Annotated in this window: 9 protein-coding genes; 6 read left to right on the forward strand and 3 right to left on the reverse strand. The window is 56.0% G+C overall.

Going from position 1 to position 12,066, the window contains the following annotated elements; genetic code table 11:
* Nucleotides 1-63: 63 nt before the first annotated feature.
* From cptA to thiI, 3 genes are all read right to left on the reverse strand, one after another.
* Nucleotides 64-1,824 (reverse strand): phosphoethanolamine transferase CptA, encoded by a 1,761-nt coding sequence (gene cptA, locus PMYSY11_RS20205; protein ID WP_150547851.1) that lies wholly within the window; start codon nt 1,822-1,824, stop codon nt 64-66.
* Nucleotides 1,825-2,010: 186 nt separating this feature from the next.
* Nucleotides 2,011-3,822, reverse strand: coding sequence for a translational GTPase TypA (typA, locus tag PMYSY11_RS20210; protein ID WP_069898419.1), 1,812 nt, complete (start codon nt 3,820-3,822; stop codon nt 2,011-2,013).
* Nucleotides 3,823-3,984: 162 nt separating this feature from the next.
* Nucleotides 3,985-5,439: a tRNA uracil 4-sulfurtransferase ThiI gene (gene thiI / locus PMYSY11_RS20215; RefSeq protein ID WP_090510106.1), complete on the reverse strand. Its 1,455-nt coding sequence runs from the start codon at nt 5,437-5,439 to the stop codon at nt 3,985-3,987.
* A gap of 326 nt (nt 5,440-5,765) precedes the next feature.
* On the opposite strand from thiI, the gene glnA reads away from it, so the two are divergent.
* From glnA to PMYSY11_RS20245, 6 genes are all read left to right on the forward strand, one after another.
* Entirely contained in the window at nt 5,766-7,172 is a 1,407-nt protein-coding gene (gene glnA, locus PMYSY11_RS20220) for a glutamate--ammonia ligase (protein ID WP_069898421.1), read from the forward strand.
* 199 nt (nt 7,173-7,371) lie between these two features.
* Nucleotides 7,372-7,923, forward strand: coding sequence for a DUF4124 domain-containing protein (locus PMYSY11_RS20225; protein WP_090510103.1), 552 nt, complete (start codon nt 7,372-7,374; stop codon nt 7,921-7,923).
* A gap of 9 nt (nt 7,924-7,932) precedes the next feature.
* A complete protein-coding gene (locus PMYSY11_RS20230) occupies nt 7,933-8,550 on the forward strand; it encodes a DUF4124 domain-containing protein (protein WP_069898423.1) in 618 nt (205 codons plus the stop codon).
* A 196-nt stretch (nt 8,551-8,746) separates the two neighbouring features.
* Nucleotides 8,747-9,832 carry a nitrogen regulation protein NR(II) gene (gene glnL / locus PMYSY11_RS20235; RefSeq protein WP_069898424.1) on the forward strand — a complete coding sequence of 362 codons (1,086 nt, stop codon included), beginning with the start codon at nt 8,747-8,749 and terminating at the stop codon, nt 9,830-9,832.
* Entirely contained in the window at nt 9,829-11,265 is a 1,437-nt protein-coding gene (gene ntrC / locus PMYSY11_RS20240) for a nitrogen regulation protein NR(I) (RefSeq protein ID WP_069898425.1), read from the forward strand. Before glnL ends, ntrC begins: the two co-directional genes overlap by 4 nt.
* Before the next feature lie 324 nt (nt 11,266-11,589).
* Complete coding sequence (locus PMYSY11_RS20245) at nt 11,590-12,045, forward strand: SRPBCC family protein (protein ID WP_150547852.1); 456 nt, start codon at nt 11,590-11,592, stop codon at nt 12,043-12,045.
* Nucleotides 12,046-12,066 lie beyond the last annotated feature (21 nt).

Here is a 12,066-nt window from a genome sequence, read left to right on the forward strand (position 1 = left end):
AGGCATAAAAAATCCCGCATCGGCGGGATTTTTTATGGGCGGGTGCAAACCTGTAGCAGCGGATCAAGTTCCGCTTTTTATCAGCGGCTGGTTGCTCACCTGTTCATCCGGCGCCGGATGGTTCTTACGGGTCTTGATCATGCTGAAGTCGATTAACGACTTAGGCTGACTCGGGTCGCCGATAATCTGCGGCCGCACGGTGAACTGATCGCTGATCAGGCTCTTGCTCTTGTCCAACTCAGCGAAGCTCAAGCCCGCCAGATCTGCCCATGTATGGATCAGGTTAGCGCTGCTGTAGGGGCGACTGAGCATCGACTTGAAGTCGAACGAGCTGTGCTGTTTCCACTTGTCCGAAGCCCAGACAATGAACGGAATGGTGTACATCGGCGCTGTCGGCTTGCCTTCGTTGCGCCCAATCACACCGCCATCGGCCGAGTCGAACACCGCCTCGCCGTGATCAGACAGATACAGCAGGAAACCGTCTGGCTGACTGGCCGAGAATTGCTTGATCAGGCTAGAGACCACAAAGTCGTTGTACAGCACCGCGTTGTCGTAGCTGTTGTAGGTTGGCATCTGATCTTCGGTGACCCATTTCGGCACACCGCTGTTATCCGTGAATTTCTCAAACTCTTCGGGGTAGCGGTACTTGTAGCGCATGTGCGTACCGAGCAAGTGCACCACAATCAGTTTACGCGGGGCCTTGTCGGCCAGTGCCTTGTTGAACGGTTTGAGCACATCGCCGTCGTACTGGCGCGCATTCTGATTGAGGTTGTTGTTCAGATAAACCTGCTCGTCGGTCTGCTTGGAGAACGTGGTGAGCATGGTGTTGCGCTTGGTCATGGTCTGCTGGTTAGTGATCCAGAAGGTCTTGTAACCCGCCTGCTCCATCATGTTGATGATCGAAGGCGTGCTCAGGTAACCATCGGGATTGTTCTCATCAGCAAAGGTCAGCACCTGTTGCAGGGCTTCGATGGTGTAGGGCCGTGGCGTAACCACGTTATCGAACACCTGCAACTGATCGCGCAACTTGTCCAGTTCCGGCGTGGTTTCGCGGTTGTAGCCATACAGGCTCATGCGTTGACGGTTAGTCGATTCGCCAATCACCAGCACCAGCGTTGACGGCTGATCCGCACGCGCCTCGACCATATTGGTCAGCGGCGCAAGCTTGGCATTGCCCTCAAGCAAGGTGTTCATGTTTTCCAGTTGCTTGCGGTACTTGTTGTAGCCCACCACCAACTGCCAGGGCACGGCGGGCTCGAAGCGCCCTTCAAATTTGTCGATGGCGGCCTGCGTCGGGCCGCTTTTCTGGTACTCGCGCACCGCTGGATAGCCAATCAGCGAAAGCACCAAGATGACGGCCAGCGCATACGACTGCGACTTACCCGAATGCAACGGGCGCACTTTGCGCCAGATCAACCACGCACCGAGCGTGTAAATCAGGTAGACGGGCACCATCCACCAGACAAAGTACTGCCCGAAATACTCGGTGCTCTCAGCCATGTTCGACTCGAACATGATGAAGATGACGCTTTGTGAGAACTGCTGGCCGTAGATGCAGAAGTAGCCCAGACCAATCAAAGAGGTCAGCCAGAGGACGATACCGATGCCACCGGCAATGCTTTTAGTCTTGGAGGGAAACAGTAAAACCGGGATCAGCCAGAGGCCACTGACCAGGAATGCCTGACGAAAACTGGTGAAACCGTTAGTCCCGGTCAGTTGAATCAGAACCTGGGTAACACCCGAAAAATACCAGAAGAACAGGAATAACCAGGCGAGCCCCGCCCAGTCCCAACCCTGCCTTTCCTTGGCGTTAGATGATTGCATTAATAACTCCTAAACCAGTCGATCGCTCACAGCTCGCATGCAGTGGCACAGAGCAATGCGTTATCAAGGTCTCGGATGCTAGCAATCGGACTGTGAAAAAAATGTCCTCAGATCCAAGATAATTTCTGCCACCCATAAAAAACCCCGCCAGCGGAACTGGCGGGGTTTTTAGCGCTTGGCTAGAACTTAGTTCTTGCTGGCACGCTTACGGTCAGTCTCAAGCAGGAACTTCTTGCGCAGACGGATCGACTTAGGCGTGATTTCAGCCAGTTCGTCGTCTTCGATGAATTCCAGAGCCTGTTCGAGGGTGTAACGGATTGGCGGAACCAGTGCGATGGTTTCGTCTTTACCGGAAGCACGCATGTTGTCGAGCTTCTTACCCTTGGTTGGGTTAACAACCAGGTCGTTGTCACGGCTGTTGATACCAACCAGCATGCCTTCGTACACGTCATCGCCGTGGCCGAGGAACAGCTTGCCGCGCGCCTGCAGGGTTTCCAGCGAGTAAGTCAGTGCCTTACCGGTAGCGCTCGAAACCAGAACGCCCTGAACGCGGCCGCCCATGTCACCCGACTTCATCGGGCCATAGTGGCTGAAGATGCTGGTCAGGATGCCCGAACCCGAAGTCAGGGTCAGGAACTGGTTACGGAAGCCGATCAGGCCACGCGCAGGAATGGTGTACTCAAGACGTACACGGCCTTTGCCATCCGGAACCATGTTGGTCAGGTCGCCTTTACGGTTACCCATCTGTTCCATCATCGGGCCCTGATGCTGCTCTTCCAGGTCGATGGTGACGTTTTCGAATGGTTCGTGCTTAACGCCGTCAACCATGCGGATGATTACTTCAGGACGACCTACAGCCAGTTCGAAGCCTTCGCGACGCATGGTTTCGATCAGTACCGAGAGGTGCAGTTCGCCACGGCCAGAGACCTTGAACTTGTCAGCGCTGTCGCCTTCTTCAACGCGCAGTGCCACGTTGTACAGCAGTTCTTTGTCCAGACGCTCTTTGATGTTACGGCTGGTGACGAACTTGCCTTCCTTACCGCAGAACGGCGAGTCGTTAACCTGGAAGGTCATGCTCACGGTTGGCTCGTCAACGGTCAGTGGCTCCAGCGCCTCAACGGTCAGCGGATCGCACAGAGTGTCGGAGATGAACAGTTCGTCCATGCCGCTGACGCAAACGATGTCACCGGCTTGAGCTTCGCCGACTTCAACGCGCTGCAGGCCCGAGTGGCCCATGATCTTGAGGATACGGCCGTTGCGCTTCTTGCCGTCGGTACCGATAGCGGTAACCGGAGTGTTGGTCTTGACCTTACCGCGGGCGATACGGCCGATACCGATAACACCGAGGAAGCTGTTGTAGTCCAGCTGCGAGATCTGCATCTGGAACGGGCCATCAACGTCTACAGCCGGAGCCGGTACGTGGTCGATGATCGCCTGGAACAGCGGGTCCATGTTGTCTTGCAGGTTGTCGTGCTCAAGACCTGCAATACCGTTCAGGGCGCTGCAATAAACGATTGGGAAGTCGAGCTGCTCTTCGGTTGCACCGAGGTTGTCGAACAGGTCGAAAATCTGGTCAACAACCCAGTCAGGACGCGCGCCCGGACGGTCGATCTTGTTGATTACAACGATTGGGCGCAGGCCGGCTTTGAACGCTTTCTGCGTTACGAAGCGAGTCTGTGGCATCGGGCCGTCTTGGGCGTCAACCACCAGCAGCACGGAGTCAACCATGCTCATTACACGCTCTACTTCACCACCGAAGTCGGCGTGCCCCGGGGTGTCTACGATGTTGATGTCGTAGTCGTGCCATTTCAGCGCGGTGTTTTTCGCCAGAATGGTAATACCACGTTCTTTTTCCTGGTCGTTGCTGTCCATCACGCGCTCGTTTTCAAGCTCTTTACGATCAAGCGTGCCGGACTGGCGCAGGAGTTTGTCTACCAGGGTAGTTTTACCGTGGTCAACGTGGGCGATGATGGCGATGTTACGTAGATTATCGATCACTTGTGTATCTCAATCAGAGGATTCGGTTGCCGCATAGTTTAGGCGGCGAGTATTAACTAAATATAAATTCTGCTAGACGGCGTAAGTGCACAGGCGCTGTTTTACGCCGTCTTCATGTCGGGAGGGCGATGGCGGATGCTTCCGCCATTCAACCCGGGCGTTCTATGTCGGACGATAAACGCGCACATTGGCATGCCCCTCGTTTAACAAGTGGTGAGCATGCAAACGGCTCATGACGCCTTTATCGCAATAAAGGAGATATTGGCGATTGGCGTCCAGCTCCTTGAAGCGGCTGTTCAGGGCATAGAACGGCAGCGTCTGCACTTCGATACCGGGCAGCTCAAGCGGCTCGTCCTCGGCACTATCCGGATGACGGATATCAATGACTACCTGGCCGGCCAGCACTTCGCCGACCTCTTCCACAGCAATATCCTTGCCCAACTCGTCGATGACTTTGTCGATCGGCAGCTGAGTGGCGCGCTCAAGCGCACGCTCAAGAATCGCCATGTCGAACTGCTGTTCTTCATAAATTATCCGGTCGCGCTTGGCGCGCGTAGTCGGATTCACCGAGATTACGCCGCAGTACTCAGGCATATGGCGGGCAAATTCGGCGGTGCCGATTTTTGTCGCGGTATCAATAATGTCTTGCTTGTGGCTGGCAATCAGCGGACGCAGTACCAGCTTGTCGGTCACCGAATCGATCACCGAAAGGTTCGGCAGTGTCTGGCTCGACACCTGCGAAATGGCTTCGCCGGTCACCAGCGCATCAATATTCAGACGGTCTGCAACCTGCGCCGAGGCGCGCAGCATCATGCGCTTGAGCACAACGCCCATCTGGCTGTTATCAACCTTCTGCAGAATCTCGCCGAGCACTTCCTCAAACGGCACGCTGACAAACAGAACGCGCTGGGAGCTGCCGAACTTCTTCCATAAATAGTGCGCAACTTCCATCACGCCCAATTCGTGGGCACGACCGCCCAGATTGAAGAAGCAGAAATGCGTGACCATGCCACGGCGCATCATCTGGTACGCCGCAACGGTCGAATCGAAACCACCGGACATCAAGACCAGGGTCTGCTCAACCGAGCCCAGCGGGTAGCCGCCAATGCTTTCGTGTTGATTGTGGATAACGAAAAGACGCTGATCGCGAATTTCCATGCGCACCACAACTTCAGGCTCTTTCAGCGAAATCCCGGCCGCACCGCACTGCTGGCGCAACTGGCTGCCAACATAGCGTTCGATGTCCATCGAGCTGAAATCATGCTTGCCTGCACGCTTACAGCGCACAGAAAAAATCTTGCCGGGCAGCTGATGGGCGAAATGCTTTTTGCATTTTTCCAGCACATCATCAAAATCACCCAGCGGATATTCGTTAACTTCGAGGAAGTGAACGATGCCTGGCGTGCAACTGAGACGCTCAGTCATCTCGCGCAGGATCTTTTCATCGGTAATCTTGGTTTCGACTTCCAGGTTGTCCCACACACCCGTAACCAGCAGCTGCGGATCGAGATCGCGGAGCACCGAACGGATGTTCTTCGCCAATTGCCGGATGAAGTTCTTGCGAACTGGCCGGCTCTTGATGGTGATTTCTGGGAAAACTTTTACGATCAGTTTCATGGAAGCAACGCGCGCCAAGCTCGCGAAAAAACAGGGGCGCGGATTATACCGGAAATTGCTCAAGGTTTGATCAAAAAACTTACAGCGCATTTTCAGCGCTCTATATTGGTGCGTCGCAGTTTCATAAAGAGCCAGATTGGTGCATGCATTTTCTAAAACTGACCGCAAACACGCCGATACGCCAGTATTTCTGGCTTTTTACCCATCACAGTGCACTGGCATGCAATTTGCTCCCTTGTGAGGCAGAGAGTCCTGGCGGAGTATCCGCAGGCTTTACTGAACTTTGAGGGCTCAACAGAAAGAGCCTTATCCACCTGGAGGACAGCATGTCGAAGTCGATTCAACTTATTAAAGAACACGACGTGAAGTGGGTAGACCTGCGCTTCACTGACACCAAGGGTAAGCAGCACCACGTAACCATGCCGGCTCGCGACGCACTGGACGACGAATTCTTCGAACACGGCAAAATGTTCGACGGCTCCTCCATCCACGGCTGGAAAGGCATCGAAGCCTCCGACATGATCCTGATGCCGGTTGACGACACTGCTGTGCTCGACCCGTTCACCGAAGAGCCAACCCTGATTCTGGTTTGCGACATCATCGAACCAAGCACCATGCAAGGCTACGATCGCGACCCTCGCTCGATCGCCAAGCGCGCTGAAGAGTTCCTCAAGTCGACCGGTATCGGTGACACCGTATTCGTAGGCCCGGAGCCTGAGTTCTTCATCTTCGACGAAGTGAAGTTCAAGTCGGACATCTCCGGCTCGATGTTCAAAATTTTCTCTGAGCAGGGTTCCTGGAACACTGACGCAGACATCGAAGGTGGCAACAAAGGCCACCGTCCTGCTGTTAAAGGTGGTTATTTCCCAGTTCCGCCGTGCGACCACGACCACGAAATCCGTACTGCCATGTGTAATGCCATGGAAGATATGGGCCTGGTCATCGAAGTTCACCACCACGAAGTGGCGACTGCCGGCCAGAACGAAATCGGCGTTAAGTTCAACACGCTGGTAGCCAAGGCTGACGAAGTTCAGACCCTGAAGTACTGCGTACACAACGTAGCTGATGCCTACGGCAAAACTGCTACCTTCATGCCTAAGCCACTGTACGGCGACAACGGCTCGGGTATGCACGTTCACATGTCGATCTCCAAAGACGGCAAGAACACCTTCTCCGGCGAAGGCTATGCCGGCCTGTCTGACACCGCTCTGTACTTCATCGGCGGTATCATCAAGCACGGTAAAGCACTGAACGGCTTCACCAACCCGTCGACCAACTCGTACAAGCGTCTGGTCCCAGGTTTCGAAGCACCTGTTATGCTGGCCTACTCGGCACGTAACCGTTCGGCTTCCATCCGTATTCCTTACGTTTCGAGCCCTAAAGCTCGTCGTATCGAAGCTCGCTTCCCGGATCCGGCTGCCAACCCATACCTGGCTTTCGCAGCACTGCTGATGGCCGGTATCGATGGTATCCAGAACAAGATCCACCCTGGCGATGCAGCTGACAAGAACCTGTACGACCTGCCACCAGAAGAAGGCAAGTTAATCCCACAGGTTTGCGGCAGCCTGAAAGAAGCCCTGGAAGAGCTGGACAAAGGTCGTGCGTTCCTGACCAAAGGCGGCGTATTCAGCGACGACTTCATCGATGCTTACCTTGAGCTCAAGCACGAAGAAGAAATCAAAGTACGCACCTTCGTACACCCGCTGGAATACGACCTGTACTACAGCGTCTAAAACCTGCGAGCTGCAAAATGAGGCCACCTTCGGGTGGCCTCATTGCGTTAGGAGTCTTTTAAACGGAAACACCCGCTTACGATGAGTTAGCCCGACAGAGGCCAAAATTGCGCAGCAGTGACGCAGCTCGCAGCCAAGTCGCTTGCCAGTAGCGTCTGGCGGTGCAAATCTACAAGGGTCAATAATTGGGAGACTCACCATGCGCCGCATGCTCACTTGCGCACTGCTGGTAATCGCACTGCCCGTTAGCGCTCAAATCTATAAATACACTGACGCCAATGGTAATACCGCGTATACCAATCAGCCGCCTGACGGCACCAAGGTTGAGACTGTTGAAGTTGAACCGACCAATACGGTCGAGATTCAGCAGCCCAGTATGCCGCCACCCATCAACCAGTCTGATTCAGAAGAACAGGTGGCGCCTTACCGCACCCTGCAACTGACCAATCTGCCGGACGATGAAGCCCTGCGCGCCAACAACGGCACATTCAGCGTGGGCGTACAGATTGATCCGCGCCTGAGCCCGGCGCATCGCTTTCAGTTGATCCTCGACGGCCAGCCATACGGACAAACCAGCAGCGTACCGATGCTGCAAGTAACCAATGCTGACCGTGGCGAGCACACGTTAGCCGTTCGGGTCGTTGGTTCAAATGGCCCGGTACAACAGAGCGACAGCGTTACGATTACCGTGCAACGGGTGAGCACCAACAGCCCGGCACTTAACAAACCCACTCCACGCAAGAGCCCATAACCCTTAATCATGCGCCTCATTATGCTTTGCCTGATGCTGTTGAGCTTTTCCGCAGCGGCGCAGGTCTACACCTACATTGATGCCGAAGGGAATCGGGTCTTCACCGACAAACCCAGGGCAGGCAACGCCAAACGCGTTGAGCTGCCTACCACCAACACCATGCCAGTGCCCGGGCAAACCAGAGCGCCGGTCACCAAGGTTGAGAAGCCCGCAGAGCCGCAAGTTCACTATCAATTGCTGCGCATTCTGGTGCCGCAGCCGGACGCCACCATACGCAGCAATAACGGTGACCTGATTGTCAGCGCCACCAGCGAGCCGACCCTGCAACAAGGCCATCGCTATCGCCTGTTGCTGGATGGCAACGTGACAGGCGAAGCCGGCACCAGCCCGGTATTCCCGCTGGAGAATCTCGACCGAGGTACGCACCAGTTATCAGTTGAAATAATTGATGAGCAGGACCGTACCGTCGAGCGCACCCCCAACCAGCCGGTGCATATCTTGCGCACCTCGTTGGCTCAGCGACGCATGGCCAAGCCCTGCCAACTGCCTGAATACGGCGTTCGTCCGGAATGCCCGATCGACGAAAAACCCGAAGAGCCGGACATCCCTTTCGTCCCGTTTATCTGACCTGACAACGCGTCGCACCATCTCGGTGCGCCGCTGCACGTCGAATCCTATACTCTCCCCATTTTGGGTCGCAGCAAAACCCGCTATTTGCACTAAACCATTCGCTAAGCGCCGAAATAACGCTGTTTATTGCGACTTTTCGGGGCTTTGGTTTGCTTCTTGCATTTTCTAGACAACTGCCGGAATGCCCAAGCCTATGATCATTAATGACGCACTGCACCGCCTGTTGCTCGACAATCTGACCACCGCCACCTTGCTACTCAATGCCGACCTGCGCCTTGAGTACATGAATCCGGCGGCAGAGATGCTGCTGGCTGTCAGTGGGCAACGCAGCCACGGCCAATTCATCAGCGAACTGTTCACCGAATCGCAAGAGGCGCTGATTTCCCTGCGCCAGGCGGTTGAAGAAGCGCACCCGTTCAACAAGCGCGAAGCGACACTGACCTCGGCGTCCGGGCAAACATTGACCGTCGACTACGCCGTAACGCCGTTATTCAATAAAGGCGAAACCCTGCTGCTGCTGGAAGTGCTGCCGCGTGACCGCTTGTTGCGCATCACCAAAGAAGAAGCGCAGTTGTCCAAGCAGGAAACCACCAAGATGTTGGTGCGCGGGCTGGCCCACGAGATCAAGAACCCACTCGGCGGCATTCGCGGCGCGGCGCAACTGCTGGCGCGTGAACTGCCGGAAGAGAGCCTCAAGGATTACACCAACGTAATCATCGAGGAAGCCGACCGGCTGCGTAATCTGGTCGACCGCATGCTTGGCTCAAACAAGCTGCCGCTGCTGGCCATGACCAACATTCACGAAGTGCTGGAGCGTGTGAGCAATTTGGTCGAGGCCGAATCGCAAGGCGGCATCACCTTGGTACGCGACTACGATCCGAGCATCCCGGATGTACTGATCGACCGCGAACAAATGATTCAGGCCGTGCTCAATATTGTGCGCAACGCCATGCAGGCGCTGGCACCGCTCAGCGATATTCGCCTCGGCCGGATCACCCTGCGCACCCGCGCATTGCGCCAGTTCACCATCGCGCATGTTCGTCATCGCCTGGTGACTAAAATCGAGATCATCGACAACGGACCGGGAATTCCGTCCGAGCTGCAAGAAACCATCTTCTACCCCATGGTCAGCGGACGTGCCGATGGCACCGGTCTGGGCCTGGCCATTACTCAGAACATCATCAGTCAGCATCAGGGTTTGATTGAGTGTGAAAGCCATCCCGGCCACACCGTGTTCTCAATCTTTTTGCCGCTGGAACAAGGAGTAACTCCGTCATGAGTCACAGTGAAACCGTATGGATCGTCGACGACGACCGTTCCATCCGCTGGGTGTTGGAAAAAGCCCTGCAACAAGAGGGCATGACTACTCAGAGTTTCGAAAGTGCAGACGGCTTGATCAGTCGGCTAACGCGCCAACAGCCCGATGTGATCATCTCGGACATCCGCATGCCGGGCGCGAGCGGCCTGGAGTTGCTGGCTAAAATCCGCGAAATGCATCCGCGCCTGCCAGTCATCATCATGACTGCGCATTCGGATCTCGACAGCGCTGTGGCCTCTTATCAGGGCGGCGCATTCGAATACCTGCCCAAGCCGTTCGACGTTGACGAGGCAGTTTCGCTGGTCAAGCGGGCGATTCAGCACGCGCAGGAACAGCAGAACCTCAACGTTCCGGCAGTGGCTGCACAAACGCCGGAAATCATCGGCGAAGCGCCGGCGATGCAGGAAGTATTCCGCGCCATCGGCCGTCTTTCGCACTCCAACATCACCGTGCTGATCAATGGCGAGTCGGGCACCGGTAAAGAACTGGTCGCCCACGCCCTGCATCGGCACAGCCCACGCTCGGCATCACCATTCATTGCGCTGAACATGGCTGCGATTCCCAAGGACTTGATGGAATCCGAGCTGTTCGGCCACGAAAAAGGCGCATTCACCGGCGCGGCCAACCTGCGTCGCGGCCGCTTCGAGCAAGCCGACGGCGGCACGCTGTTCCTCGATGAAATCGGCGATATGCCGGCCGACACCCAAACCCGCTTGCTGCGCGTACTGGCCGACGGCGAATTTTATCGGGTCGGCGGCCATGTCCCGGTCAAGGTTGATGTGCGCATCATTGCGGCGACTCACCAGAACCTCGAAACGCTGGTCAACGATGGCAAGTTCCGTGAAGACTTGTTCCACCGCCTCAACGTAATCCGCATTCATATTCCACGCCTGTCGGACCGCCGCGAAGACATCCCGACACTCGCACGGCATTTCCTCAGCCGCGCCGCGCTTGAGCTGGCGGTTGAGCCGAAACTGCTGAAACGCGAAACCGAAGACTACCTGCAGCATTTGCCGTGGCCAGGTAACGTGCGCCAGCTGGAAAACACCTGCCGCTGGATCACCGTCATGGCGTCAGGCCGTGAAGTGCATGTTGGCGACCTGCCGCCTGAGCTGCTCGCCCAGCCGCAAGAGAGCGCACCGGTCAGCAATTGGGAACAAGCCTTGCGCCAGTGGGCTGATCAAGCGCTGGCACGCGGCAACTCAAACCTGCTCGACAGCGCCGTACCGGCCTTTGAACGCATCATGATCGAGACGGCGCTCAAGCATACCGCTGGCCGACGTCGTGACGCCGCAGTGCTGCTCGGCTGGGGTCGCAACACCCTGACGCGCAAGATCAAAGAGTTGGGCATGAACATCGACGGCGGCGACGACGACAGCGACGACGACAACTGAGTCAGCCCCACACGCCTTAAGTGTTAATAAAAGCGCCCCCAATGCATCAGGCATCGGGGGCGCTTTGGTTTCATCGCAGTAATTTCATGTGGGCAAAGAAGCCACCCTCTTCACCTGACCCACTCGCTGGCATTCAACACTCACTTGCCTGCACCGACAGCAAATCGCCCGCAGCCTCCTTATTCAGGGAAAGCGCCGGGCGGTTGAGGGGCTTTCTCCCGACTGATTATTTCAGCCTATATTGAAGACTCCATTCGCTCATAGCCTGCGCCATGGCTCAGCTATTGAGCGCAGTCATAGGTTGATTCTAATCAGGAGCGCGCCATGCCTAATGCCACAGGTACGGTTCGACTGCACCGCGTACTGCGGGCGCCTGCCGAACGTGTTTACAAAGCCTTCACTGATAAAAGCGCACTGGAACGCTGGTTGCCGCCCTTTGGCTTTACCGGCGCCATCGAAGAGATTGATGTGCGCGTCGGAGGGGGTTACCGCATGTCTTTCACCAATTTCAGCACCGGCAGCAGCCACGCGTTCAGCGTTGAATACATTGAGCTGATCGCCAATCAGCGCATCTGCCACACCGACCGCTTTGACGACCCCAATCTGGTAGGTGAGATGCGTGTCACGATCGACCTGAAAAGCGTGGTCTGTGGCACCGAGCTGAGCATTGTTCAAGCTGGCATTCCCGCCGTTATTCCAGAAGCGATGTGCTATCTGGGCTGGCAGGAATCACTTGTGCAGCTGGCCCACTTGGTAGAGCCGGATATTGCAGACCAGTAATCCAATTTGCGCATCGACAAA

The organism is Pseudomonas marincola, from assembly GCF_900682675.2.
Taxonomy (GTDB): Bacteria; Pseudomonadota; Gammaproteobacteria; order Pseudomonadales; family Pseudomonadaceae; genus Aquipseudomonas; species Aquipseudomonas marincola.